Genomic DNA, 25,165 nt, shown 5'->3' on the forward strand with positions numbered 1-25,165 from the left:
ACTTCATAAGGACTAACACAATGAAACCGCAAGGAAATGATCCTCGCTTCCCAGTTCTCATCGCCGATGAGGGCCTCAACTTCAAAAAGCATGTCTTCGATGACCCAAAGGTTCTCGGTCGCCAGTTGATAGAAGCTGCTGGCGGACATCCTGTTGATGAGCATGTGGCGATCGCCATCCTGCCAAATGGGGACTTCGAAGACATTCGCCTCGACGAAAGCTATGACTTGCGCGGGCGTGGTGCTGAAAAGGTCTTGGTGACCCGCACCGATCGCGTGTTCAAGTTCAGGATCGACGATAAGGATCTTGAATGGCCACGCGCGTGCATCAGCGGCTTTGTTCTGCGCAAGCTTGCTGACCTGCCGGCGAACTACAATCTTTGGCAGGAAATCCCAGGGCAGCAGGACCGGAAGATTGCTGACAGCGATGTCATCAATCTCGATGCAAAGGGCGTGGAGCGGTTCATCTCGCTCATCGATCAGACGACGGAGGGGGACACCCTTCCGTCATTTGATCAGACTTTTCTGGTAGACCACGGTTATCAGTTCGAGGTTATTCAAGAAGCCGGCAAGACCGGCATAATCTTGAAATCGCTCGTCTTGCCCGAGGGCAAGTTCAACGTTGAAACCGCAGATATCCTCGTACTCCTGCCGACCGGATACCCTGATTGCGCACCGGACATGTTCTACGCCTCACCGCATTTGACGTTGGCTTCCGGTCAAGTTCCGAAAGCCTGTTCGGCTCAACTCAGCCATGCCGGGCGTGTTTGGCAACGCTGGTCACGTCATAACAACGCCTGGCGGCCAGGAGTCGACGGTCTGCGCACTATGGCGGCGCGGATCAAAACAGCACTGATGGAGGCACGGGCATGAAGGGCATGCTGGATGTTATTCTGGCCGGTCCGCAGGAAGCCGACATCCGGTCCCTGCTCACGCAGGGCGCCGGTGCCGAGCGTTCCGCCTACATGCTGTTCGGGCAGGCTGCGATTGAAAACGACCCGTGGACTGAAAAGGCACGAACGCGTCTGATTTCGCACCGCTTCCTCAACCTCGATGACACCGATGTTGTTTCGACCTCGGAGCGCCATGTGACCTGGCAAACCGACAGTTTTATGCGCTTGCTTGGTCGTGCCACGTCGGAAGGATTGGTTCCCGCAATTGTACACACGCACCCAAAGGGCCGGGCCCGGTTTTCCAAACAGGATGACCGGAACGAGGCGGAACTTGCCCGTACCGCGTTGATCAAAGGCGCGCCCGGCCTGATCAGTGTTTTGATTGCGGGCGATGGCGAAATCGCAGTGCGGATTTGGCGCACAGCCGACAAGCCGACGGACATCACCCGCATCCTCCACACAGGACCGCGTCTCGCGATCACCGCAAAAGACGGGAGCGATCTCGACTTCCTCGATCGCCAAACACGTCTTTTCGGTGCTCAAGCCAATGCAATGATCACGCGGTTTCGCTGCGGCATCGCAGGTGGTGGAGCCACAGGTAGCGCCGTATTGCCACAGCTTATGCGACTTGGCGTACGTCAAACGGTAATGTTTGAAAGAGACCGCGCCGAAGACACCAACCTCAATCGGCTGCATGGCGCCCGTCTCGAAGATGTGGTCGCCGACAGGTTAAAGACCGATATTCATGCTCGAACGGTTTCAGAAGCTGGGCTTGGCATGTTTTTGGTGACCATCGATGCTTGGGCTGGCGACCCATCCACATGGGACGCCCTAAAATCCTGTGACGTCATTTTTTGCTGCACGGATGACCACGCCGGGCGGCTCTTTCTGAACCGTTTTGCCCGTTTCTATGGCATCGCCGTCATCGATGTTGGCCTTGCCATGCAACGTCGAGATGATCAGTCTTTCGATCTCTTCGCACGGGTTACAACCCTTGTACCCAGGCATCCTTGCCTGCTGTGCGGCGGCTTCATCAATCCGCAGCGCGCGCGAGAGGAGGCACTCCGGCGCAACGACCCTCGTGCCTATCAGAAGCTGAAAGATGAAGCCTATGTGCTTGGCGAGGGCGATCCCTCCCCTGCTGTTGTGACTTTCACAACAGAAGCCGGCTGCATGGCAGTCAACGAATGGCTGACAGGTATTACCGGTTTTGCAGGGCCCATGACGCAGACGCGAATACGTCGGTTTCACGCCCGCGATGAACGGTTTCCAAAAATCTCATCGCGACCACGCTGTCCGAGTTGTGATGCAGCAGAAACTCTGGGTCGGGGGGATATAACGCCCTTTCTGGACATGGTGACCTAACATGAAAAAGCTACTGGCAAACTTGCTTCGGCAGCTTGGTATGCTGCGTTTTGATTTTCTGGTGACCAAGCAGGATTCCTTTCCGCAGACGCCTGAATCGGACGAGGAAGTCATTTTGGTGGAAAGCGGCGCAATTCAGAAATGGGCCTGCTTCTCTTGTCCCGGTGGCTGTGGTGAGAGAATTTCCCTGTCGCTCAATCCTGATCGACGACCACGATGGCGCATTGAGACAGATTTTTGGCAAAGACCGTCTCTCCATCCGTCTGTGCACCAGCAAAACGAATGTGGATGCCATTTCTGGGTCAAAAAAGGTCAGGTTTACTGGTGCAAAGATGGACAGCCAGAAACACACATCGGGAAAGCGAAATGATTCAAATGGAACTCGATGGAACAAGACAATCTGCGTACCTCCAGATGCGACACGCACTATTGGAGGCATACCCGATGTGTTTTTGGCAAGCCTCAACGGCGGATTTTAAGATACCGTCGCGCAGAACAAAGTTTTGACCTAAGGTGTTACCTGTTACCAGCTGATTGCCTGAAGTTTTACGCAACTCCTGTATCGCTTCGCAATGTCCGCTCTTCAGGTTGTGAGTCCAGTCGTTCCGCATACGCAGCGAATAACCGCTTTCCGCCCGAACCGGCAGCCTAAGCCCGGATGAACCTCGAGGTCCCTTGAATGGCCGCTTTGGTCGACGACACCCAAGATTTCACACCTGCAGGACATTACCGCTTCCTGCCCAAAGTGGCTTTCCAGATCAGTTTTCTGCAGCTGACAAGCATTTTGCACACCAGCCAGTGTGCCATTTCTAGAATCATATGCTTCTAGAAACCTATTTTCCTAGGATATTATAATCCTAGACTTATAGAATAGTAATAATATATATTCATATACATATACCTTTATAGATAAATATAAAAAAATATTCGCCATCATTGAAATTAACTTTCTATTAAAATTAAATAAAACAACGAATCACAATCAGAATCAACACGAAATAAGCTTCAAATTTCCCCACGACAGACCATGTTAAACTACAAATATATGATTATATGATCCTATGTTTATTCATTTATATATTCCTAGAAGTATAGAAACCTAGGATTCTATATATCTAGAAACCTAGAGATCTATGATTCTAGGCCATTCACACAAAATTTCGCGTCGCCCAACAGCGCCCTTTAAAAAAAATTCATAATTATTTTTTGGTTTCGCCAAAATCGAACCTACTTCCCTTCCATTTCAATTATTCAACCGGAATGGAAGGAAAGCCAATGCCTGAACCCTATATAATTTCTGTCGTCTCCCAGAAGGGAGGGGTAGGCAAAAGCACAATTGCCCGCATGATCGCCGTCGAATTTGCGCTGATGGATGGTGGCAGCTTCAATGTGTTGCTTGCGGATATGGATCCATCACAAGCGACTTCATATTTATGGTCAGAACGGCGGAAGGAAAACGACTATAATCCAGATATCCATGCCAGACCATATTCAAGCCCAGATCAGCTACTTGCTGATGCGGACAAATATCACATTGTTGTCATAGATGGCGCACCCAATGCATCCCGCGACACTCTCAAGATTGCGCAATTGGCCCATGTTACCATCATTCCCACCGGCACATCGCGCGACGATCTGGTCCCGACGATCAAATTAGCCTACGAACTCGAGCAAAATGGCATATCACCGGGCACCATCGTCTTTGGTCTCAACCGCCTTGGCTCCAGCCCTGTCGAAAATAATGAAGCCAGAGACTATCTCGAGCAGACTGGCTATCGTGTCGCAAAAGGTGAACTGCGCGACATGGTGACCTACCGTCGAGCAAGTGATCTTGGTCGAGCGATCACAGAAACATATCTCGGAGAACTCAATCATCGCGCCCGTGAATTCTTCCGATCCCTGTTGAAAGAGTTGCTTGACGCCGACCAGGAACAAGCGAGAGAACGGTGATGCCTCTAAAAAAGCCAGCCATCGAAAATTCAAACCGCAAAGGCAACCCTGAAGCAGACCTGCGACAGGCGCCGACAAACAATCTGATCAAGCAGCCAAGAGGCAAGATCAGACAGCTCAATATACTCGTCCCAGAAGAAACCCTGCGTGATTTCAAGATGACCAGCTTGGCTCGCAACATGACGATGGGACAGCTATGGCAGCTGGTGTGGGATGATTGGAGAGCAAAAAATCCATAAACCAACCATCGTCATTCGAAGTGACGTAGCGTCAGATGTCAAAATTGATCGAGGCCACATCCAATCAGCCTCGATCCAACCCGTTTGTCTTTACCAGTCAGAATGCGGCGAAACAGCTGCAAATTTTTTTACAAATATTTTTTTAAATTTTGAAACGAACTCATCTCTTCTGCTGAGAGGCGAATTAATCGTCTGAACCAGCAAGTTGGGTCCATGATGTCGATTTCCCGTCTCTCCTTGAACATGATTTGAACAGGAGACGGCAGATGAAATTTTCAGCTCGAAAATGCCAGACAAAAATTGACCCGAATTTGTTGACTGACACAAGTTGGCAAGGTGGTATCCCGCATCTGACCAACAGCAAGATCGGTGAAAATATCTGCGCCAAACATCACGGTCAAATTCGATCCCAACTGGTACAACTCGGTTATCATCTGGCCTTAACTTTGGCGTGGCACCACCACAAAAATCCCAAGCATCTGATCCACCAATCACACTCAAGATTGGGGGCGGATGTATGAGTGAAGAGAAGACAGCAAGGATACCCGTGTATGACACGGGGCCTTGCGAGGGGAGACAGGCCTCCCCTTCGAACCCCTCCGACAGCGCATGTGTAAACCACCGTACCAAGGTGATTACAATACGCTGCACAGCCGCGGAAAAAGAGAAGCTTTTTGCCTCGGCCAAGGCCAAGCGCAAGTCGACTTCGGAGATTTTGCGTGATGCGTTGGGGCTCATTGAAAGCCCCAAACGCACACGCCGACCACCCCCAAAGGTCGACCAGAAGCTTCTCGTTGCAATCCATGCAATTGGCACCAATTGCAACCAGATTGCCCGCGCCATCAATGTTGCTCGACGCCATGGTGATGTGCGTCAACTCGACGCAATCAACATCCTGACCACCCTTGTCTCTCTTGATCGGCAACTCTCATCCATCCGCCTGTCTCACTCCAAACAGGAGAATGACAATGATGCTTAAAAGCTTTGCCAGGGGTCAGGGTGGCGGCAATGCTCCGGTTAATTATCTCATAGCCCTAGATGTGCTGGCCTATGACGAAAACCGAAATGTCCTGCGCGATGAGAATGGCGATGTGATCATGAAACGCCGTGATCCGCCACCAGACATTATGCGTGGCGATCCCAATATCACGCGCGACTTGATCAACAGCTCCCCATTCGAATGGTCATATGTGTCAGGCGTTGTTGCCTTTGCGTCGGATGATAATCCGAATGAAGAGCAACAACAGGAGGTAATGGACGCCTTTGAAATGCTGGCATTCGCCGGCCTCGAACCCGAACAATATGACATTTTGTGGGTCAGGCACACGCACGAAGGCAAGGTCGAGCTGCATTTCTGTCTGCCTCGCCTAGAGCTGATATCGGGTAAATCGTTCAATCCGTTCCCGCCAGGGTTTGAAAAAGCCTTCAACAGCCTGCGCGATGTTCAGAACAAACTCCATGGCTGGGCTGACCCAGAAGACCCCTCCCGCGCCAGAGAGCGCAAAAATGTCAAAGAAAGTCAAAGCCGGGCCGAAACACGGGATGAGATCCATAACTGGATTGTGAGCGAGATAGTAGCCGGAACCATCAACAACCGGTCAGAGATGATCGACGTGCTGCGACAAAACGGCTTTAAAATTCCGCGCCCCGGCAAAAACTACATCACCGTAAAATTACCCAATTTCGACAAAGGTTTCCGCATGAAAGGAGAAATATACAATGAAGGATGGACAAGAAACGAGGCCATTGCACGAGCAATTGCTCAGGCAGCAACAGGAAGCGGAAAACCGCCGAAAAGACTTGATGGCATCAGCCTCGCAAAGCTTCAAGAACGACTTGGAAGCCATATTGATCGACGCAAAGAATACAATCAAAGCCGGTATCCAAGACCTCAAGTCCGAAGTCGAGACGCAGTTGAACCAGGAACGGATCGAGGCGCAACAGATTCAGACCCGATACGAGGAATTACTGCAGGACCTGTCAACAATCCTGAAGACGATCTACAAGAAACAAACGACAACTGCGGCAGCTTTGGAACAATTGAAAGCGCAGATGAAGAGACTGAAGATGATGGCAGCAGCGGCGATCATCTCAATGCCAGTCATTTTCTGGTTTCTGATGCCGGCACAACAGGATCATCTGCAGCAAGGCAAACCAATGCCCCTCCGGATTCCGGGCCGATATCTGATCATGGACAGAAAAACCGGCGAAATGGCCAATTGCTTGATGCTGCCGACCGGACGAAAGCCTCAATGCACGAAAGTGGAGTTTTGACCGATGCCACAAAACCATCAAGAAATCAGCCAGCCCACCTTGCTGACGCCACTCGAGCGCGAGTTGATGTCATCCATCGAAGAATTGGTGACACAATTGAACGGGTCAAACGAAGAGCAGAACAAAGCACTGCAAGATACCGTCAACTTGCTGATGCAACGGCAGGAAGCGCTCGAAGCCTCATTCAAAGCCTTTCAATCCTGTCAACTGGACTACAACACTGCTTTGATTGGTTGGGCTGGCACCCCGAACGATCAGAAAAGTCGGGCCCGCTTGTCTCAAGCGATCAATGCTCTGAAACAATTCGACCAAGCCGCTTCTTCAAAATGATCTTGAAAAATGCCGAGTTGCGGCAGCAACGCAAGAATCAGCAGCAAGAAATCGAAAGGGCCAAAGCTCGGCCCGCAACATCACCAAGGCCAATGGAGCAAGCCCGCTCCTTTGACCACCTCGATGCGGCCGACTTCGAACGCCGAATTGATCTGGAAACAGGTGAGATTATTGACGGTGACGATTATGTTGCTGACGCCAGCAACCACGACAAGCGCCCACCGGTGGGACAAAAAGCAGGGCAAAATAGTGTTGAGACTAACTCCATCGCACCAGCGCATCGTCAAAAGCCTGAAGGGCAAATAACAGAAGCAGTATCACGGAATGAAGAATTTCGACCGCCACGACCTGCCGCCCCAATCTCGCAGCCCACAAATGACAAACGGCAGGCTTCGCCTGTCTCATCAAGCGCTCAGGCCCCGAGCGAACCCAACGGTGCTAAAATCCCCCCTAAAAAGCGCCGCCGCGACAGAGGGTATGAGCGGTGATGCCGCACAAAGCAAAAGAGGGAGAAATCGACCAATCGGCTTTCATGTGGCGGTCCGGGTGACGCCACATTCAACCCGATTAGTCTGAATAACAGATGGGAGGAATGGATAGGCGGAGCATCTAAAACCTTAGGAGCTTCCATGAATGATGCAATTGTCCCGCAAATCACCCTTGATGACAGTATTCGACTGGGCAGCAGCGAAAAAGTTGAGGGTTCAGAACAAACTTGTAAGCCAGACACATGTTCGACAACCATCAATGACTGGATATCGGGTCCCACCCCCTTTATCCCGATCATTATCATCTCGGAAGAAAACCTGTTCGACGTGAAGATGTGCAACGACGCAGCCATCAAGCATCTGCAAACGGCGCTTTCATTGATCAATACCCTTGATCAAAGCTCGCTCGGCTCGATCAGCAAAGAAATCACCATGATGGCAGAAGTGGTGACAGAAAAGCGATTGTTCAACGAACAATACAGACGGTCAGTAGAGAGATTGCGGGAAAACCTGCGCAGCATTGCAAATCCCGACCAGAAAGATGTGCTCGATAAGATCTCAAAGCGTCTTGGAGAAGCACTGGCTCAGTCGGATCAGATCGATTACGCCCTTTGCCCACTCAACAACAGTGAACGCCTTTACAGCCTAGACCATTTCGAAATGATCGACTGCATCCTGCAGAATATGTGACAGCCCTTCAGCGGCACACTTCCCCAAACACCATGAGCCTAATTGCCGCCCCACACCATTAGTGGGGCGGTATGGAAGGCTTCAAACAAATTCTGAAAGACGAATAAATGACATCGATTCCCCAAAGCTTCAGACACAATATCTCTTTACAGCTTAACCAGGATACAACTGACATCAGCCGCATCATCGATATCGGGGCGGATGCGATCCGTGACGCGAGACTGGCGCTCGATTGGCTACCAGCCGATGTTCCGATCGAAGACCTATTTCAAGACATCGCACCTGTTCAGGCCTTGATTAAAGCTGTGCAGACCCGCGCAGTGCTGGAACCGGAATTTTCTGACATTGCTGATCAGGTATTGGAGCAGCTGCCTGCTGAATTTGATGACAGAGACCCAATCGAAAGACGCCTTGAGCGGGCAAGATCCAATCTGCGAGACGCCAAATATAATGCCAATCGATATCTGGATTTGATTGTCGCCGAGGCGAAACGGGCTCGATCACGCGGCTCTCATTGATCGCCAAATCCGATGTCCATTAGACCCCGCCCATCCTGAGGGCGGGGTTGAAAAAGCCACCATAGCAAGAGCAGCAACGTCAAAAACATGGTTTATGAAAATTCATGTTTTTCTGCGGGGCGAAATCGCGACCAGCAGGCTGAAATTTTCCGCCACTGCAGCGAGTAGTCATGAATCGTGGGCAAGGCCTGCTTCCACGAAATGAGAAAAATTAAAATAACCAACGATAACAGTACTTTATATCCTAAACAGAAATTAATTTTTGCTTCCAGCCAAACGAACCCACCTCTTAAGATTCAAGTTTTTTCTGCCATGGGCGAAATTTCCAGAGAGAAAAGTGCTCCCGCTCAAAAACCGCCGGTCTGGCCTCGTGGTGGCGAGCGAAAATTTCCGAAATTCTGCCAGATCATGGTGTCGTCAAGGAATTTCACCTCTTCAGCTCCAGCAAAATCGGGCCATTTGAATTTTTTAAGTCAATTAATTCAATAACTTGAATAAAAAATCGAGAAAAATTATTTTTAAATTTTTCAAACGGACTCACTTCGCTGATGCCGCCGAACAGAAAATTGCTTCGGCCAACATCGAAGAAGAGCCGTTGAACAATGCCATCAGGATCAGAATCAAAGGAATTGGGTTTGTTACATCAGGATGCACCGCGCCTAATAACGCACGGAAAAACTCCAGATGAATGGGCCGCTGTATTTGCCAGCCATGGCAGATCAGTAAGCGCCAAGACAATTGCCGCCAAAGCAAATCGGCTCAGCATTGGTGCCCGAATTGGCCGCGATTTGATTCTGCTTCCTGAACAAATTGATGTCATCTTAATGGAGAATGCAACATGCCGCTCAAAGCTTACAAACGTGGCAAGACATGGTGGGCAAAAGGTCGGGTCGAATTCAATGACCGGCCCATCACCGAATACATCCGCGAAAGCACTGGCGCATCTGAAAAGGCTGGCGCAGAAGACTGGATCCGGAACCGCACGGAGCTAGAATTAAGGCGCTACCACTTCGGTGATGAGCAGCCACCAATCACCCTAGAAGAAGCTGCTTTGCTAACCGACCTTGATCCCCAATCAGCGAAGCGCATAGTGCCCGTTGTCGAACTCTATGGTAAAAAGCGCATTAACGATCTGAACTCTGAGATTATTAGGGAGATATGCAGAACAGTTCAACCAAACAACTCCACTGACACATGGCGTCGCTGGATTCTGGTTCCTCTTAAAAAAATAGCCAGAACTGCTACCTCGACAGGACGCTGTCATAAAATTGAGTTTGACGGCTTCAACAATCTAGAGCGGGTGACTCAAGACAAGAAGCGCGGAAAACAAAGCCGCCCTCCCAAAAAACCAGGGTCACGCGAATGGCTGGCGGCGTTCAAAACAACCGCCTCACCCACTCTCTATGTCCTTGCACGTTTCATGTTTGAGACAGCATCGCGGGTCGGACAAGCGACAGCCATGACCCCATACCATCTTTCGCGCTTGGATGAGAACATCGTCATGATCCCTTGTGCCAAAGGTCATTCTGAAACAGAACTTGAAATCGACGACACGCTTGCAAATCTTCTCAGATCTCTCGAACCCAAGACCCCAAGAGGCTGGGCGAAGAAGCCGGAAAACCTGCGTGTCTTCGGTTACGCCTCCAAGGACGGCCCAACCAAAGCATGGAACAGCGCTTGCGAAAGAGCCAACATAACTAGACTTACACGCCACGAAGCTGGTCGCCATGGATTTGCTACCGAAACATTCACTCGCAAAGGAGTGGACCTTAAAGCCTGCACTGAATATGGCCGCTGGGCAGACCCCATGCTGTTCCTCAAAACCTACGCTCATGCCGAAGAAAGTACGGAAAAGGTGTTGACTGCAATTCGTACAACACCCGTACAGAAAAACGAGGAATAGAATAAAATGTTGATAAATAAGAGTAAAATAGCGTCGCTCGCAGCCCTCCGAAGGCAGAGGCCAGAGGTTCGAATCCTCTCGGGTGCGCCAATTATTTCAATGACTTAGATGAAAACGCGACCCAACCGGACAATCGGGTTCCTGTAGGGCTACAAACAAAATACCTGCCGGGCTTCTTGCACGTGACAGGTAACTGGAATTCGGTTGTCGCAATCATTGCCTACTGGTCTCGCGCAATACCAGAAATCTTTACCTCCCAAACGAGGGAAAGGTGGGGAGCACATCACATCGTGTCTGGTCTCCCCAAAAAATCTACGCTTCTTCAACGGAATCAGCCGCGATTGCAAAACTTGGACTTGGGTGGGCGTTCTTGCATGATAATATATAGCAAGGGTCCGCTCCTAGTCCTTTGCACGCTTGGTAAGGATGGAGTGTCAGCTAGAGCTAGGAAAAACGCCGTGAATTGTGTCTCCATAGGCTGCATTCCTCATGGATTCAACAGCTTTCGGAGGTGTGTTTTTAATGCATGCCGATGGTGTTTGAGTTTCGACAAGGCCTGTATTTGCATTGACTCCGTTCATCAAGGCGATAGTCAGCAAAGACAAAATTGGCACACGAGCAATGAGCCCACGTGCCAACTCTAACTTTCATCGTCTATTTCTTGCTAACGGCTTTGAAATTGTAGAAAAAGCCCGAAGGGTGAACCTTGTATCCTTCAACCCCGCTGTTTGAGGCTGCTACATAGATCTTGTGCACCAGAGGAATGATCGGCGCATCCTCCTGCAGGATTTGCTGTGCCTTGATATAGACGTCCATGGCGTCTGGTCCAACGTCCAGGCCGCGCCCCTTGTCCACCAGCGCATCGAACTCCGGATTGGACCAGTTCTGATAGTTGAGGCCAGCTTGGGAGTGGAATTGGGATTTCAGATGCAAGTCCGGATGACCGGTCATTTCCGGTGTCCAGAAAACGACCGAGACATCATAGGCGCCTTGTTTGACCTTATCGAGCATGCCCGCCCAGGTGAACAATTCGATCTTGGACTTGATGCCATGTTGCGCCAGCAGAGCGGCCATCGTCTCGGTAATCACCGACATTTCGGCACGGCTGGAATAGCTGACGATACGTAACTCAAGCGGCGCCCCGTCCTTGGACCAAACGCCATCGACCTTCTCAAAGCCTGCCTCGGCCAGCAGAACGGCAGCCGCTTCGGGATCGAATCTGTAACTGGAGACTTTGTCCGAGGACCAAGGGAACGCAGCCGGGAAGAATTTCCAGGCAGGCTTGCCGATATTGTCGAGAGCACCCTTGACCAACAGATCACGATCAACAAGCAGGTTCAGAGCCTGTCGCACCTTGCTGTCGGACAGTGGGCTCATCTCACCTGCATTGAAGGCACCATAATAGAGGCCAGCGCTTGGTTCCTTATACACTTTGAGTTTGTCGTCTGCTTCCATGCGTTGAACATCGGATGGCAACAGATGCACGACGAAATCCACTTCCCCCGTCTCCAACGCAAGGGCACGCGCATTGTGATCGGGAATGAAGCGATACACAATTTTGTCCAGAGCCGGACTGTCTCCCCAATAGCCGTCGAACCGTTCGACCACGGTTCGGTCCTGCTTTTTATAATCGACAAATTGCCACGGGCCGGTGCCGACCGGTTTGACAAACGCACCCTTGTCATCAAACGACGCGCGGGCATAGATGACCGTGATTGCATCGGTCAATTGATTGGGTAGGGCTGCGAAGGGTGCGTTGGTTTCGACCTCAAGGACAGCATCCGAGACAGCCGTAATGGCCTTGATATTCAGCAGATCCGAGGCGTAAGGCAGAAGTGCAATGACGCGTTCCAGCGAGTATTTTGCTGCGGCCGCGTTGAAGTCACTGCCATCATGGAATTTGACACCTTCGCGAAGCGTGAAGGACCAACGCGTTGGCGTTTCTCTTTTCCAGGAGGTCGCGAGACCGGGAATGAGCTTCATGTCGAAGTCGAGCTTGATCAGGGTGTCGAGAATCTCGCTTTCATTAAAGAAGCGGCTTCTGCGTGGTTTCATGGAGAGCGGCAACGCTTCCCACATGGTCGCGACGGTGAGGGTGCGGTCCCCTTGTTCAGCATGGCTGGCCGATAGGGGCACCGCCAATGCTGCAACAGCAAGCAAAGCTGTCGCCGCCCCTTTAAACAATGACCTGATTTTCATTCATGTTCTCCGTGATTTGAGTGGATTTGTGTGTGTGCCCCGGAGTCGGTCGCCATAGGCGTCTCCGAACAGATTGATCGCCATGACAAGCGCCATGATGGCCAGACCGGGAGCAAGAACGAGGTGAGGGTGAGACCTCAGGTGAGATCGGGATTCCGCAATCATCCGGCCCCATTCGGCCGTACCCGGCTCAACGCCAAGGCCAAGAAAGCTGAGCCCTGCAAAAGAGAGAATGGCCCAGGACATGGAAAAGGCCGTGACGGTGAGAAGCGGTCCGGCGATATTGGGCAGTAGGTGGTGCCGGATGATCCGAAAGCGCCCTGCCCCCAAGCTTTCTGCTGCTGCAACGTAAGTCTTGGCCTTTTCCACCATCACCATGTTGCGTACCAGTCGGGCATATTCGGTCCAGTGCACCGAGATCAGCGCAACAATGACCGCCCACAGACCAAGACCCAGAACGCCGGCAATGACCATGGTAATGGCCAGTGCCGGAAGGACCGACATCCCTTCGCAAAGGCGCATGACGCACTTATCCATGAGACCGCCCAGATAGCCAGACAGCGCACCGATGAGTGTTCCGATGCCACCTGCAAACAGGACAACAAGCAGGGCGCTGCCAACCGTAATCCGGGCACCATGCAGGAGGCGGGAAAAGACGTCTCTTCCCATCTGGTCCGTACCGAGCCAATGGATGAAGGAAGGGCTTGAAAGCCGGTTCAGAATGTCAATCGCATAGGGGTCGTATGGGGTAAACACCGGTGTCCCGATCGATGCGAGCACCACAACAAGGATCAACAGAGCCTTCAATCCGGTCCATCTTGAAAAGGACCGGGTCTGCAAATTGATGCCTAGGGTTTTGCGGAGCATCTATATGGCTCCCCGCACTCTGGGATCGATCAATGTGATCAGATAATCGACCACCAGATTGATCACGACATAGCCTGACGCGATCACAAGGAAGCACATCTGGATGAGCGGATAGTCCCTGTTAAACAGAGATTCAACCAGCAGACTGCCGATCCCGGGCCAGGCAAAAATGGTCTCGACCACAATCATGCCATCGAAAATCCGGGCAAACTGCAGTCCGGTCAGGGTAAGCGTCGAGGGCAAGATATTGGGCACCACATGGTGCCAGAGGATGCGCCGCCTTTTCATGCCTTTGGCGTTCGCGGTGCGCACATAGTCCTGAGACAGTTCATCAAGCAGGCGAGAGCGGACAAAGCGGGCAATGATGCCGGTGACCGACGTTGCAATAACCAAGGTCGGAAGAACCACATGCGCCAGTGTGCCATGGCCGGAACTGGGCAAAAGATCAAGAAAAAGCGAGAAGAACAACGCCATCAATAGCGCCAGCCAAAAATTGGGAATGGACATGCCCACCACACTCAGCGCGGTCAAGGCTCTGTCGATCCAAGCACCTGTATGGGTGGCACAGAAATAGCCAATTGGAATGGCCAGAATCATTGCTGTCGCCAGCGATGTAACACCAAGAATGAGCGAACGGCTAATGCGCAGGGCCAAATCACGCGAAACGGCCTCGCCCGTAATGAAGGATTGCCCGAGGTCTCCACCCAACGCATTTGACAGCCAGCGCCAATATTGAAGCGGCACGGGATCATTGAAGCCATTGTCTTGTGCAAATTGCGCAACAGCGGCCTGATCCGGCAGGGTTCCGTCCATCTGAGCAAGCAGAAGCACCTCTGCGAAATCTCCCGGAAGCAGCCGCAGCAAAGCAAACCCGACAATCGAGATGACAAACAGCAAGATCTCCGCCTGAACGAGACGCTGGAAAAGTTGGATCGCCATGAGACATCTCGGTTCTGGAGACAAAGGACAAAATATTCTTGAGTTTTATACTCATATTATAATTGCTTTGTCCAGATCCGCTGCTAACCTTCTGAAAGCCACGTGAGGAACTTGTCCAGAAAAGCCGTCGTCGCAGGCATGAAATGGCTGCCATGATGATAAAATGGATCAAGTGTGGTGACGATCAGCGTTCCCGGTGCATGTCTGGATACATCTTCAAACATCAGACATTCGCCATTCTGTGTGGCGATCAAACATGTTTGGGTCTCGGTCAGGGGATCCAGTGTTCCGTGCAGATGCCAAGTCGCGGCCTCCTTGGTGACATGGGCCGACATGGGGTGATTTGTGTCCACAATACGCACACCAAGATCTGCCCCTTTCTCAAGCCACCACCAGAAATTCGTGTCCATGCCCGTGAAACTGACGTCAGGCAACCACCGGTCAGGAAAGGTTTCCCCCATCACGACCAGCCGGCCACCGGCTTTCATGTAGCGTTGGAACTGCTCAGATAGCGGTGCGAGATGAAACGCATTCGTTCGGCACGGAATAATGAGCGTTTCGAACTGGGTCAGATCTGTGACAGGGACATCCCGGATATAGATGATCTCATCGAAGAAGTTTGCAAACGGCTCACACCGTAAGGATTGATGGTGATAAGAAAATCCACCATCAATCGCAGCGATGGATGTCTTCTGATTCTCGTGCGCGATTGTCTTCATGACAAAGTCTTTCTCAAGCAGCTACGATCGTATCTTTCAGGTTCGAGCTCTCACTCAACCAGTCGAAGAAATGTTGAACATGGGACAGATTTTCCGGTGAACCGATCATCAGGAAACCCCAGATATCATTGCCGGCATGAACGAAAATGCGCCCCCCACTCTCGCGCTCGACAATCCAGTCAAGCGGCCAATGGTCCGAACCGATGCTATTGATGACAATGGCGCCTTGGGGAGGTGGATTCATGCCTCGCCCATAAAAACCAGATACGCCTTTTCTGAATGACAACACTTCACCAGTGATGCCATCGAACGCAGGATGATCCCCTTCGCGATGCACAAGGAGATCGTTTCTGCCGCGCTTTGGCAGCGGCTGAAAGAGCCTGAATTCTGGCAGGAATGGCTGCACAACATGACCGTTGAACAGGACCGTCCCGCCGCATGCCAGATAGCCTTCGAACTTGTCCTTCAAGCCGATCAGATGAATCTGATCGGAATGGATGGTCAGAATGATCGTGTCATAGACCGCCCAGTTCAGGCGATCGATCTCGTATTGCTGCACGATATCGACCCGATGGCGTGCCAAGGGGGGCGGGAGGGCAGCCAATCCCACAGCAGTGTTGTCAACAAACAGAAAACGACCTTGAGTGGTTGCCATTGGCTTTCTTTCAGCAGAGCGTTGAAACGGGAAGATTTATCTTGAGTTCATGACTCATATTATTTATCGGTATTCTTGTATCCAAAACTCAATTTTTGTCAACCACGATAGGGGATATCACTCGAATGGAAAATCCATACGGCATTGCAGACCGTCAGGCACCGACAGTGGATCTAAGAGAGGGAGATTGCCCCCTTTCTTTCACGCGACAGGATTTCATCCGCTATGCCGGACCGGATCAGATCATTGCCGCGGCTCTCATGTTTCAGATGCTGAAAAAGGCTTCTGCTGAGTTGGCCAATGACGGCCTGATCGAAAGAAACGCACTGAAAGTGCAGTTAGGTTTCCCCGGCCCCGGAGTGACTGATATCATTGAGCTTGTTCTGCGCGGCAGCACCCGCAATGCGGGGAACATCACGATCAAAACCGAAGGGCTTCCAGAACAAGCCCCGGAAGCGCTGATCGGGCGTTTCTATTATGAGTTCGAATATGAAGGAAAGCGCATTGCCCTATGGCCCGTGGATGGCTATTTCACCGAGGAATTTCGCACCATGGTGCGAGGGTTTCAGCCACGCAAAGGGGATGTTTCTGAACAGAGTGCCTATCAATCCTTCAAACAGGACCTGATTTCAAGGCTTATGGCGACGAGCCCAGACGATCTGTTCAATGTGAAAATTCTGAGCCAATAAAATTGCTCAATTATGTCTGGCTGTGTGCCCTGTCATAGGTCTCACCGTTTCGCTTGCCTTTTCTTGCAGCATTTTGGTTGTCAAATTGGGTGTCTGGCCCTGCGGCAAATCGACTGCTTTGATCTAAACAATTGAAAAGTTTAGGTTAAATTCCTAATATCATGACGAAGTGAAAAGTCTGCCCTTCAACAAGGCCTCTATGAAATGGTCCCAAAAGCCATTCAGGGACGGCTCTTGAAAACTGGTTCTGAAAGCCACCTGTGATGAGGCAAGAGGATTGACCTATTGCTAACCGAATGCGATGCAAAGGACGCACGATGACCAACGACAAGACCATTGAAAATCTGAACACAGCTCTGCAAATGGAATTGAGTGCAGCCCATCAGTATCAGCTAAATGCTCAGCTGCTGGATGATTGGGGGCTGGGTAAGCTGGCCAACCAAATGCGCAAGGAAATGCGCGAAGAATGGGGACATTCTGACCGGTTTATCGAGCGCATTCTATATCTCAAAGGCACGCCCCGTATCGAGTTTGAGAAACCCCCTGTTCTGCATACATCCCTTGTCGATCTCTTCAAGGCGGATCTGGAAGATGAGGAAAATGCCATCGTCAGCTACACCAAAGCGGCCAAACTGGCCTATGACATCGGCGACATCGGGTCCAAAGCCCTGTTTGAAGAAATCGTCCTGGATGAAGAAGGGCACAAGGGCTGGCTTGAGTTGCAGCTTGATTTGATCGAGCGGCTGGGTGAGAAGACCTATTCTGCGAAATTCATGTCGACCGGTGATGAAGACGAAGAAGACGCATAAGGGGGCAGAGCGTTCGGAGGAGTGATGCTGCTGCGGCAGAGGCTGGCGTGCCGACCATCGCCGATGGTGGCATCAAATTCTCGAGCGATCTGGCCAAAGCTCTGGCGGGTGGAGCAATGGTGGGCATGGTCGGTTCGCTCTTTCAACGCTAAAAGCCAATAGGATTTAGGTCAATGAGCCCATGATTCTATTGGCTTTCTATTTTGGTACCTAAGGTCGTGAATGAGGCCGAGTTGGACATTGGAAATGGAGGTCCCTTTCGCATGTGCGAAAGTATTGCCCGTAAATCGCGCTCCTGAGTCGAGCTTCAACTGTCACCTGTGGCAGAGACTTAACTTTACTAAAAGCTGCTGTTCGTCGAAATCTCAGCAATACTGGCAATGTTGCTCAGTACACTTCCCAATTAATCAATCGAGGCAACATTTGGTTCAAAACTATCGGCTTCTTCTGCAAGGCCAATAGGTGAAACATCTTGACCACTTGCACGCTCTGACCTTATCTGAGGTGCTTTACGAATCCAAGCAGCCAAATTGGCTCCTATTTCTCCATAGAATTGGGGAACAATTCTTTCCAGCTCCACGATGAAGTTCATCTGTTGAGTAAACTTTCCACCCACATTTTCCGATAGGAAAACAAAAAATCCGTGCGGAACAAGGTGTTCTTTTGTTTCAGATGCTAGGTCTGGGTTTTGTCGTAACTCACTAACAAGATGTTGGGTCGGTTCGCTGGCTCCTGGCCAAAGCAAGCGAATATGGAGGCCGTCTACTTCTGCTGTCTTTATTTGCCGTAATAACCAGTTTAGGCGAGCTTTGGTCGATTTTTTATCATCGGGAGCTCTAAGGTACATTCCTATGTCGATAGAACGTCTCATCAGATCGGCAGTGACTTCAACTGGAGCGGCTGCGTCGGGAATAGCGAGAGCGCATTTTAGGCAGTGACCATCTCTTAGTTCGGCCAGTTCATCCTTTTGTCGCTGGGCTGGGTTCCCCATGTGCTTTCGTGGTAACTTCTCTGATACACCCATTCCCGTCATTCGGCTAAGAATCAAGGACAAGTCACGGGTTTCTTGGTGCCATGCTTCCAAAACGGTTTGTACTACGGGTGATTTCATTGGGATCGCACCACCACTTGCAACAAGTTTGTTTAGTTCTCCCCACTCTTTTGGCATACGCTCAAAACCTTTAACGCCGGCACTATCATGGGTCAAAAATCGACGTAACTCATTAAGCAGCAACAACTGATCAACGTCAGCAATGCCGCCTCCAGAAACTAGCAAGTCAGCAGTTGTCAGGACGTGCATCCATGACCAATGAAAGACTGGTACTTTTGATCTGCTTTTTCGAATAAGCTCGACCGGGTGACTGTCTGGTGAAGTCGCAAATTGATTGGAAATAGATATTACGCAATCGATGTCGTTATCCTTAGCGAGCTTTCGATAGCGTTCAATTTGGTCTGGATCCAAGTCATTATTACCTACCTTGGCTTCCACTAGCGCACGCCATTGCCGTTTTCCAACGTTCAACACCATCAATCCATCTGGCCGATCTCCAATTTCAGATGACTGGTTTTGGAAAACGACTTCGGTGAAAGCATCAATAGTCGCTCGCTTTCCAACTCTCTGTCCGACTGATGCCAGAAGTTGTGCGCCGAACTCATCTACTTTGCATAGGCAAGACAATACAATGGAGGTTGTTCGTCCTTCTTTGGAGGTTGTTGAAAGAACAGGAAATAGTCGAGCAGGCTCACCTTGCTTCAAATATTCGGGTAACTGTTCCGCACTCATTTCCATCCTCCTGTAAAATCTGTTTTCACAAGCTATAGGAGCAGAGTTTAGCCTATTCGGTCAACTATTGGGTGTATTGATTGAACATAACAGACCAATGTTGTTGATAATGAAGCTTTGGTTGACCTACGAGAAGGAGAAAATGTGTATCAGTTGGCCTATTTAGCTGGCAACATCAAGGATCTTGCACTCGAAACGAATGACCACTTCCCACCAAAACGGCCTGATACATTTTCGGAACACTAGAAATTGCTGCACCGCCGTGAAGGTCTCCTTCGTCCGCACACCCGCCTTTGACCCTACATATTTGCTGCGCTTCCGTCGAGTGCCTGGACTGGGGAAGCCACCTGACCAGCTCTGTCTGGTACCACATCGCAGCCAGCCTTGCCATCATTCACATTGGCAGGGATCACCACATCGACCATGATGCAATCGCCCACGCTCTTGGGATGGAATACAGCGAGATTGAGATAGTAGGGCAGTCATACATGGATCGCTGCACCTGTTCATGAATGCGATCAGATAAACGAACGCAGCTACTTCGTGATACGCATAATTGAATTGGCCCGGGTCGAAACGATCTTCCGAGCTTTTTTCAAAGATCAGTCTGACATAGCCCGTATTGCGACACTCAGCCCGATCCCGACATAACATTCAAACCAACCGCAGCATGCTCAGCGGTCAGGTGACGATCCGCTGAATTGACCGTCATTCTCATTTCCCTGAGCTCCGCCAGCATGCAAAGCGAGCGGTTACTTGAGCGACAAGAAGATGGCGTCGAGCACCTCGATGTGATTGTTGGGATCGTCACCTTCTGAAATGGCCAAGGCCGCCCTGTCGAAAAGGGCTGACAATTGAATGGTCAAGGCATCAAGCGGCAGTCGCTGGATCTCACCGGCCTCCATTGCTGCCGCAAGACCCAATCGCAACGTATCCGCCGACGTTTCTCGGTCGATCTGGTCGATCTCCCTTTGTCCAAGCACAGCCGGGCCATCACGGAGCATGATCCGAACGCGCCCCTTGTCGGCCATTGCTTTGAGATAGCCGCGACTGCCTTGCTTCAGAGCCTCCACGGCCGCTTCCGGTTCTGTCTTCGCCGATCTGGTAATTTCCTCTGCAACCGCCCGGTATTCTTGCGTGATGACGGCCCGAAAGAGCGCCACCTTGTCCTCAAAGTGATGGTAGAGCGCGCCGCGTGTCACGCCCGCAGCCCTGACGATCTCCGGTGTTGAGGTTTCAGCATAGCCTTTTTCTGCGAATAGCCGTCTGGCCGCGTTCAGCAGCGCCGAACGTGTTGCTTCGGTGCGGTCTTTGTTGGAGCGGATTACAGAATTTTGTTGCATACATGCAGCCTGTATGTTTATTGAGGTATATACATACAGACTGTATGTTTTACACAAGGGAGAAGCAACATGAAATGCACGCAATATTATCCCGTCATCCAAACCAAGGACGTTCAGGCAACGAAGGCTTTCTATGTCGACAACTTCCGTTTCAAGGTCAGCTTCGATGCGGACTGGTACTGCCATCTCCAGTCAAGCGAGGACCCCAAGGTCAACATCGCAATCCTGAAAGGCGATCACGAGACGATCCCCGCCGAGGGGCGTGGGTCCACGGCAAGCCTGATCCTGAACTTCGAGGTCGAGGACGTTGATGCCGAATTCGAGCGCATTAAGAAGGCGGGGCTACCCCTTCTGAAACCCCTGACGGATGAGGCCTTTGGCCAAAGACACTTCATCACGCGCGATCCAAACGGGGTCCTCATCGATGTGATCAAGCCAATTCCCCCTGTTGGTCAGTTCGTCGATCAGTATGCCACCGACGCTCTGCCCGCCTGACCAATGCACAGCGAGGCTCGAACGCACCATCCGGGCCTCGCATGCGATAGATACCATAAGCCCAGAATCCGGTTCAGTTCAGACCCGGCCGCAACTACTCAAACTCCCCGAGTATTTCGTGCTGAAGCTCGATCCGTTCCATATGCGCTTTGCCGCGGGCCCCGGCCTTTTGCAGACTAACGAGCGCCAGATAGCGCGACAGACTGAGCGCAGAACCAGCGCTATCCAAAGTGGAACTGGTTTCCACTTCGGTGAAAAATGTCCAACTGGCCAAACCGGGCAATCCACGCGCAGTGGGATCCGTGAGCAGAAGAATCTGGATGCCCTTTTCCTTGGCGGCCTTCAGAATGGTCTCCAGCCGAGAGGGCCGCCGCCTCAAGGCAAAAACAATCAGCAGATCTTCTTCCAGAAAATCTCCCACATATTCGCCCATTGTTTCTCCACCCGTCGGTAGCAAGTGGACATCGCCGCGAAACTGCAACAATTGCCATCGCAAGTAATTGGCCAGAAAATGGCTGTTGCGGTAGCCGAGCAAATAGATCCGCCTCGCTGCAACAATCCGCTCTGTCACGACCTCCACATCTTCTGGATTGAGCCGCATCAGGCTTGACTGCAACAGATAGGTTTCCTCGGCCAGATAATCGGCCACCGAAAGGATATGTTGCGGCGCCTTGCTTTCCATATAGAGGGGGGAGCCCCAATGGGTTGTCTCGCGCGCCAGAAGCTTGGCCTCATCGAAGCTGGCAAATCCCAAGCGGCGAAACAGACGGGTTCCAGCAGCCTTCGATACGCCGGCAAGCGACGTCAACTCGGTGGCCGTATACAAACTCAAATCCCCCGGCGATTCCAAGATTGCATCTGCTAATTTCCGTTCGGAATCAGGAAGTTGCTCATAGTGTTCATGAATTCTGACTTCGATTGATTTTGCGCGAGAATCGCCCATTTCGGCCTCTTTCAATTTTTTTCATCAACACTTTATTTGAAACTGACGTTTCAATCAATATTGACATTTCGATACATCAGTTTCAGTATTTCTGCAAAGTACAAAAGAAGACCGGGAACAGCGTTATGGATCTTTATGCCACGAAGGCTCTTTCATGGAGCCGGCGCCTGAATTGGTTTGTCGAGCGGCTTTGTGTCGCTCTTCTAATCCTGTTGGTTCTGGATGTCTGGCTGGGCGTCCTGGTCCGTTACCTCCTGCCGCTGGGCTGGACATTCACCGAAGAACTGGCCCGTTATCTGATGATCTGGATGGCTCTTTTGGCAGTTTCGAGTGGAATATCGCACAGAGAGCATATCGGCGTGCTGGTGATTTTCGAACGCTTCCCGCCGAAAGCGCGTAAATGGCTGGCGGTTCTGTTTGATCTGCTGGCCTTTCTTTTCTTCGCGATGGTCTTCTTCTACGGGCTTGGCTTTGTCGAACGTGGATTTTCCCGTTTCACGATGATTGCCCAGATCCCCAAGGGATGGCCCTTTATGGGCGTGCCTCTCGCTGCTGCCTTTGCCTGTGTCCAGCTCGCTTTGGTCGCCATGCATGACTTCTTTTCCGATGACGGTGTGACCGCCGCCGAACGCGTGGAGATCTAAGCGATGATTTTGGTAGCTGTAACCTTTTTTGGCCTCCTCGCCATCGGCATGCCGGTTGGCTTCGTGCTTGGCATTGCCGGCATGGTGGGCATCATGGATATGGGGGGCGGCAAGTTCCTCTCCATGGCACCGGACCGCATGTTTGCCGGGCTCGACCTCTTTCCGTTCCTCGCTATGCCCTTCTTCATCCTCGCAGGCGAGATCATGAACCGCTCGGGCATCACCCACAATCTTGTTAAATTCGCAGACGCTCTGGTCGGCTGGCTAAGAGGTGGCATGGCCCATTCCAACATGGTCGCCTCGGTCATGTTTGCCGGGCTGACCGGCGCCGCCACCGCTGATGCCGCCGCCTTTGGCAACACTTTGGTGCCTGCCATGGTCAAGCAGGGCTATTCCAAGCCATTCGCCTGCGCTGTCACGGCGGCAGGATCGATCATCGGCCCCACCATTCCCCCCTCGACCCTTGCCGTGATTTATGGCTCACTGATGGGCGTCTCCATTGCCGGTTTGTTTGCGGCAGGCATTTTGCCCGGCCTTCTCATTTGCCTCATCTGCATGGCCGTGATTGCTGCCCTTGGCGAAAAGCTGAACCTGCCCAAATCCGGCAAACGACCAAGCCTGATGGCCATTTTGAAGGCCTTTCGCCAGAGCCTGCTTGCCCTCGTCCTTCCCGTCTTCATTCTGGGATCCATTCTAGGGGGCATTGCCACCCCGACCGAAGCCGCCTCCATCGCGGTGGCTTACGCGCTGTTTGTCGGCGGCGTCATCTATCGCGCACTGACCTTCAAGGACCTGTATGAAATGATGGTGCGGACCACCCGCATCACTGGGGTGATTTTCCTGATCATCGCGTCGGCCTCCATCCTTGGCTGGTGGCTCACCTACAACCAGATCCCCCAAGCCATCGCCGACTTCTTCCTGACGGTCTCGGACAATCCAAAGGTCATCATCGGCATGATCGTCCTGATGCTGCTTTTCATCGGCCTGTTCATGGATATCAACGCCACCCTGATCATTCTGGCCCCGGTTCTGGCGCCCCTGACGGCAGAAATCGGCATGAACCCGGTTCATGCGGGCATCATGATCATTCTGGCGCTCAATATTTCCTTGATGACACCACCGGTTGGCGCCTGCCTGTTTGTGCTGGCTTCGGTCACCAAGGAAAAAATCGAAAATATCTCCAAATCCCTTTGGCCATTCCTTCTGGCGGAAGTCATCATCCTGATGCTTGTTGCCTTCTGGGAAGACATGACTTTGTTCGTGCCGCGGCTGCTGGGCATTCAATAAACCAAAAAAAGTACGCAATCCTCTTCCAACCAACGGAGCAAGCAATGACTTTCCTTCCTTCCCTTAAGTCGCTCACCCTGGGTGCCGCAGCATTGGGCCTGATGGTTTCCTCCTCACTCGCCGCCGACGTCACCATCCGCATCGGCCATCTTAATCCGGCTGATCCGACAGAAAGCCATTCCGGTGCCATGACCGCTGTCTTCAAGTCTCTCGTTGAGACCGCATCGGGTGGCGAGATCGAAGTCAAACTCTTCCCCAACGGCCAGCTGGGCAAAGACAATGAAGTGATCCAGCAGGTGCGTGATGGCATTGTCGAGAGCTGCATCTCGTCCGCCGGTGGCGTGGCCCAGCATTATCCGCTGGTTGGTGTCTTCGACATCCCGTTCGCCTTCCCCAACATTGCTGTTTCCAACAAGGTCATGTCGTTGCAGAGTGACTTCGGCAAGAAATTTGCAGCCGATCTCGACGCCAAGACCGGCCTGAAAACCCTCTCCATGCTGGATTCAGGCGGCTTCTTTGCCTTCACCAACTCCAAGAAGCCAATCAAGACCGTCGCCGACATGGAAGGTCTGCGCATCCGCACCATGACCCTGCCAACCCATCAGGCAATGATTGACTCCCTTGGCGGTCAGGCAACCCCTCTGCCTTGGGCCGAAGTCTATACCGCCCTGCAAACCGGCGTCGCTGATGGCCAGATGAACCCGATTCCGGTCATCGCCTTCGCCAAATTTGACGAAGTCCAGAAATATCTCTCCATCACCAACCATGTCATCACCCCATATCTGTGGTTCATGAATGGCGAATTCTACGCAAATCTGAAGCCTGAACACAAAGCGATTGTTGATTGGGCAACCGAAGTGGCAACCGAAGCAGGCCGTGGCACCTCCCGCATCATCGAAGCCTCCAGCAAGGGCCTGCCGAAGCTGGCGGAAAAAATGGAAGTCAATGCGGTCTCCCCTGCAGAAGCTGCCAAATTCGCTGAAGCCGCACAGCCTGCCGTGCGCAAGCTGATCGAAGAAAAATTTGGCGCAGAAGGCACCGCCATGCTCGAAGCCATGTTGGCTGAGATCGAAAACGTAAAATAATCCTATCTAAGACGCGAGACGGCGGGCATCAGTCGGCCGTCTCACCCTCCCCCACCGGT

24 protein-coding genes and 1 pseudogene are annotated in these 25,165 nt (G+C 51.7%); 17 read left to right on the forward strand and 8 right to left on the reverse strand.

The features are described from left to right. Positions 1 to 20: 20 nt before the first annotated feature. The 10 genes from DSD30_RS16725 (at position 21) to DSD30_RS16770 (ending at position 10,649) form a co-directional block, all read left to right on the forward strand. On the forward strand, positions 21 to 872 hold the full coding sequence (locus tag DSD30_RS16725) for a multiubiquitin domain-containing protein (RefSeq protein WP_114010889.1): 852 nt from the start codon (positions 21 to 23) through the stop codon (positions 870 to 872). Next, positions 869 to 2,257: a ThiF family adenylyltransferase gene (locus DSD30_RS16730; protein WP_114010890.1), complete on the forward strand. Its 1,389-nt coding sequence runs from the start codon at positions 869 to 871 to the stop codon at positions 2,255 to 2,257. Before DSD30_RS16725 ends, DSD30_RS16730 begins: the two co-directional genes overlap by 4 nt. Position 2,258: 1 nt before the next feature. Next, complete coding sequence (locus DSD30_RS16735) at positions 2,259 to 2,627, forward strand: ubiquitination-like system serine protease family protein (RefSeq protein WP_114010891.1); 369 nt, start codon at positions 2,259 to 2,261, stop codon at positions 2,625 to 2,627. Positions 2,628 to 3,532: 905 nt separating this feature from the next. Further along, the gene (locus DSD30_RS16740) at positions 3,533 to 4,207 is read left to right on the forward strand and encodes a ParA family protein (protein ID WP_198663006.1); all 675 of its coding nucleotides are present in this window, start codon (positions 3,533 to 3,535) and stop codon (positions 4,205 to 4,207) included. Between the two features lie 505 nt (positions 4,208 to 4,712). Then, entirely contained in the window at positions 4,713 to 4,967 is a 255-nt protein-coding gene (locus tag DSD30_RS21635; protein WP_157967750.1) for a hypothetical protein, read from the forward strand. After that, positions 4,964 to 5,425, forward strand: a complete 462-nt coding sequence (locus DSD30_RS16750) for a plasmid mobilization protein (protein WP_114010894.1) — start codon at positions 4,964 to 4,966, stop codon at positions 5,423 to 5,425. The genes DSD30_RS21635 and DSD30_RS16750 overlap by 4 nt, the downstream gene beginning before the upstream one ends. Next, a complete protein-coding gene (locus DSD30_RS16755; protein WP_157967751.1) occupies positions 5,415 to 7,538 on the forward strand; it encodes a relaxase family protein in 2,124 nt (707 codons plus the stop codon). The genes DSD30_RS16750 and DSD30_RS16755 overlap by 11 nt, the downstream gene beginning before the upstream one ends. Before the next feature lie 141 nt (positions 7,539 to 7,679). Continuing rightward, positions 7,680 to 8,228 carry a hypothetical protein gene (locus tag DSD30_RS16760; RefSeq protein ID WP_114010896.1) on the forward strand — a complete coding sequence of 183 codons (549 nt, stop codon included), beginning with the start codon at positions 7,680 to 7,682 and terminating at the stop codon, positions 8,226 to 8,228. A 107-nt stretch (positions 8,229 to 8,335) separates the two neighbouring features. Then, positions 8,336 to 8,746, forward strand: coding sequence for a hypothetical protein (locus DSD30_RS16765; protein WP_114010897.1), 411 nt, complete (start codon positions 8,336 to 8,338; stop codon positions 8,744 to 8,746). An 838-nt stretch (positions 8,747 to 9,584) separates the two neighbouring features. Beyond that, positions 9,585 to 10,649 (forward strand): tyrosine-type recombinase/integrase, encoded by a 1,065-nt coding sequence (locus tag DSD30_RS16770; protein WP_114010898.1) that lies wholly within the window; start codon positions 9,585 to 9,587, stop codon positions 10,647 to 10,649. 654 nt (positions 10,650 to 11,303) lie between these two features. On the opposite strand, the gene DSD30_RS16775 is transcribed toward DSD30_RS16770, so the two are convergent. The 5 genes from DSD30_RS16775 to DSD30_RS16795 all read right to left on the reverse strand — a co-directional run bounded on the left by DSD30_RS16775 (position 11,304) and on the right by DSD30_RS16795 (position 16,028). Then, on the reverse strand, positions 11,304 to 12,848 hold the full coding sequence (locus tag DSD30_RS16775; protein WP_114010899.1) for an ABC transporter substrate-binding protein: 1,545 nt from the start codon (positions 12,846 to 12,848) through the stop codon (positions 11,304 to 11,306). Beyond that, complete coding sequence (locus DSD30_RS16780; RefSeq protein WP_114010900.1) at positions 12,849 to 13,715, reverse strand: ABC transporter permease; 867 nt, start codon at positions 13,713 to 13,715, stop codon at positions 12,849 to 12,851. Next, positions 13,716 to 14,654 (reverse strand): ABC transporter permease, encoded by a 939-nt coding sequence (locus tag DSD30_RS16785; RefSeq protein ID WP_114010901.1) that lies wholly within the window; start codon positions 14,652 to 14,654, stop codon positions 13,716 to 13,718. Between the two features lie 83 nt (positions 14,655 to 14,737). Beyond that, on the reverse strand, positions 14,738 to 15,373 hold the full coding sequence (locus tag DSD30_RS16790; RefSeq protein ID WP_114010902.1) for a hypothetical protein: 636 nt from the start codon (positions 15,371 to 15,373) through the stop codon (positions 14,738 to 14,740). 13 nt (positions 15,374 to 15,386) lie between these two features. Further along, on the reverse strand, positions 15,387 to 16,028 hold the full coding sequence (locus tag DSD30_RS16795) for a hypothetical protein (RefSeq protein ID WP_114010903.1): 642 nt from the start codon (positions 16,026 to 16,028) through the stop codon (positions 15,387 to 15,389). 125 nt (positions 16,029 to 16,153) lie between these two features. Here DSD30_RS16795 and DSD30_RS16800 point away from each other — a divergent pair, with 125 nt between their 5' ends. From DSD30_RS16800 to DSD30_RS16810, 3 genes and pseudogenes are all read left to right on the forward strand, one after another. Beyond that, a complete protein-coding gene (locus DSD30_RS16800) occupies positions 16,154 to 16,717 on the forward strand; it encodes a hypothetical protein (RefSeq protein WP_114010904.1) in 564 nt (187 codons plus the stop codon). A gap of 317 nt (positions 16,718 to 17,034) precedes the next feature. Next, a complete protein-coding gene (locus tag DSD30_RS16805; protein ID WP_114010905.1) occupies positions 17,035 to 17,526 on the forward strand; it encodes a bacterioferritin in 492 nt (163 codons plus the stop codon). 20 nt (positions 17,527 to 17,546) lie between these two features. Then, positions 17,547 to 17,666: pseudogene (locus tag DSD30_RS16810) on the forward strand (IMP dehydrogenase); the annotation flags it as partial. A 263-nt stretch (positions 17,667 to 17,929) separates the two neighbouring features. Here DSD30_RS16810 and DSD30_RS16815 read toward each other — a convergent pair. After that, positions 17,930 to 19,309, reverse strand: a complete 1,380-nt coding sequence (locus DSD30_RS16815; RefSeq protein WP_114011119.1) for a hypothetical protein — start codon at positions 19,307 to 19,309, stop codon at positions 17,930 to 17,932. Positions 19,310 to 20,061: 752 nt separating this feature from the next. Beyond that, positions 20,062 to 20,652, reverse strand: coding sequence for a TetR/AcrR family transcriptional regulator (locus DSD30_RS16820; RefSeq protein WP_114010906.1), 591 nt, complete (start codon positions 20,650 to 20,652; stop codon positions 20,062 to 20,064). Between the two features lie 69 nt (positions 20,653 to 20,721). Between DSD30_RS16820 and DSD30_RS16825 the strand changes: the two genes are divergently transcribed. After that, positions 20,722 to 21,147, forward strand: a complete 426-nt coding sequence (locus DSD30_RS16825; protein WP_114010907.1) for a VOC family protein — start codon at positions 20,722 to 20,724, stop codon at positions 21,145 to 21,147. A 94-nt stretch (positions 21,148 to 21,241) separates the two neighbouring features. On the opposite strand, the gene DSD30_RS16830 is transcribed toward DSD30_RS16825, so the two are convergent. Beyond that, positions 21,242 to 22,090 carry a MurR/RpiR family transcriptional regulator gene (locus DSD30_RS16830; protein ID WP_114010908.1) on the reverse strand — a complete coding sequence of 283 codons (849 nt, stop codon included), beginning with the start codon at positions 22,088 to 22,090 and terminating at the stop codon, positions 21,242 to 21,244. Positions 22,091 to 22,215: 125 nt separating this feature from the next. Between DSD30_RS16830 and DSD30_RS16835 the strand changes: the two genes are divergently transcribed. The 3 genes from DSD30_RS16835 to DSD30_RS16845 are packed head-to-tail and all read left to right on the forward strand — an operon-like array spanning position 22,216 to position 25,106. After that, complete coding sequence (locus tag DSD30_RS16835) at positions 22,216 to 22,734, forward strand: TRAP transporter small permease (protein WP_198663007.1); 519 nt, start codon at positions 22,216 to 22,218, stop codon at positions 22,732 to 22,734. A gap of 3 nt (positions 22,735 to 22,737) precedes the next feature. Continuing rightward, complete coding sequence (locus DSD30_RS16840) at positions 22,738 to 24,021, forward strand: TRAP transporter large permease (protein WP_171022110.1); 1,284 nt, start codon at positions 22,738 to 22,740, stop codon at positions 24,019 to 24,021. Positions 24,022 to 24,065: 44 nt separating this feature from the next. Beyond that, a complete protein-coding gene (locus DSD30_RS16845) occupies positions 24,066 to 25,106 on the forward strand; it encodes a TRAP transporter substrate-binding protein (protein ID WP_114010909.1) in 1,041 nt (346 codons plus the stop codon). Positions 25,107 to 25,165 lie beyond the last annotated feature (59 nt).

It is taken from the genome of Cohaesibacter intestini, assembly GCF_003324485.1.
In the GTDB taxonomy this organism is placed as follows: domain Bacteria; phylum Pseudomonadota; class Alphaproteobacteria; order Rhizobiales; family Cohaesibacteraceae; genus Cohaesibacter; species Cohaesibacter intestini.

Bases quoted from the DNA above. Each gene is read 5' to 3' on its own strand.
- DSD30_RS16725 (WP_114010889.1), top strand. From the start codon at position 21: ATGAAACCGCAAGGAAATGATCCTCGCTTCCCAGTTCTCATCGCCGAT.
- DSD30_RS16730 (WP_114010890.1), top strand. From the start codon at position 869: ATGAAGGGCATGCTGGATGTTATTCTGGCCGGTCCGCAGGAAGCCGAC.
- DSD30_RS16735 (WP_114010891.1), top strand. From the start codon at position 2,259: ATGAAAAAGCTACTGGCAAACTTGCTTCGGCAGCTTGGTATGCTGCGT.
- DSD30_RS16740 (WP_198663006.1), top strand. From the start codon at position 3,533: ATGCCTGAACCCTATATAATTTCTGTCGTCTCCCAGAAGGGAGGGGTA.
- DSD30_RS21635 (WP_157967750.1), top strand. From the start codon at position 4,713: ATGAAATTTTCAGCTCGAAAATGCCAGACAAAAATTGACCCGAATTTG.
- DSD30_RS16750 (WP_114010894.1), top strand. From the start codon at position 4,964: ATGAGTGAAGAGAAGACAGCAAGGATACCCGTGTATGACACGGGGCCT.
- DSD30_RS16755 (WP_157967751.1), top strand. From the start codon at position 5,415: ATGATGCTTAAAAGCTTTGCCAGGGGTCAGGGTGGCGGCAATGCTCCG.
- DSD30_RS16760 (WP_114010896.1), top strand. From the start codon at position 7,680: ATGAATGATGCAATTGTCCCGCAAATCACCCTTGATGACAGTATTCGA.
- DSD30_RS16765 (WP_114010897.1), top strand. From the start codon at position 8,336: ATGACATCGATTCCCCAAAGCTTCAGACACAATATCTCTTTACAGCTT.
- DSD30_RS16770 (WP_114010898.1), top strand. From the start codon at position 9,585: ATGCCGCTCAAAGCTTACAAACGTGGCAAGACATGGTGGGCAAAAGGT.
- DSD30_RS16775 (WP_114010899.1), bottom strand. From the start codon at position 12,848: ATGAAAATCAGGTCATTGTTTAAAGGGGCGGCGACAGCTTTGCTTGCT.
- DSD30_RS16780 (WP_114010900.1), bottom strand. From the start codon at position 13,715: ATGCTCCGCAAAACCCTAGGCATCAATTTGCAGACCCGGTCCTTTTCA.
- DSD30_RS16785 (WP_114010901.1), bottom strand. From the start codon at position 14,654: ATGGCGATCCAACTTTTCCAGCGTCTCGTTCAGGCGGAGATCTTGCTG.
- DSD30_RS16790 (WP_114010902.1), bottom strand. From the start codon at position 15,373: ATGAAGACAATCGCGCACGAGAATCAGAAGACATCCATCGCTGCGATT.
- DSD30_RS16795 (WP_114010903.1), bottom strand. From the start codon at position 16,028: ATGGCAACCACTCAAGGTCGTTTTCTGTTTGTTGACAACACTGCTGTG.
- DSD30_RS16800 (WP_114010904.1), top strand. From the start codon at position 16,154: ATGGAAAATCCATACGGCATTGCAGACCGTCAGGCACCGACAGTGGAT.
- DSD30_RS16805 (WP_114010905.1), top strand. From the start codon at position 17,035: ATGACCAACGACAAGACCATTGAAAATCTGAACACAGCTCTGCAAATG.
- DSD30_RS16815 (WP_114011119.1), bottom strand. From the start codon at position 19,309: ATGAGTGCGGAACAGTTACCCGAATATTTGAAGCAAGGTGAGCCTGCT.
- DSD30_RS16820 (WP_114010906.1), bottom strand. From the start codon at position 20,652: ATGCAACAAAATTCTGTAATCCGCTCCAACAAAGACCGCACCGAAGCA.
- DSD30_RS16825 (WP_114010907.1), top strand. From the start codon at position 20,722: ATGAAATGCACGCAATATTATCCCGTCATCCAAACCAAGGACGTTCAG.
- DSD30_RS16830 (WP_114010908.1), bottom strand. From the start codon at position 22,090: ATGGGCGATTCTCGCGCAAAATCAATCGAAGTCAGAATTCATGAACAC.
- DSD30_RS16835 (WP_198663007.1), top strand. From the start codon at position 22,216: ATGGATCTTTATGCCACGAAGGCTCTTTCATGGAGCCGGCGCCTGAAT.
- DSD30_RS16840 (WP_171022110.1), top strand. From the start codon at position 22,738: ATGATTTTGGTAGCTGTAACCTTTTTTGGCCTCCTCGCCATCGGCATG.
- DSD30_RS16845 (WP_114010909.1), top strand. From the start codon at position 24,066: ATGACTTTCCTTCCTTCCCTTAAGTCGCTCACCCTGGGTGCCGCAGCA.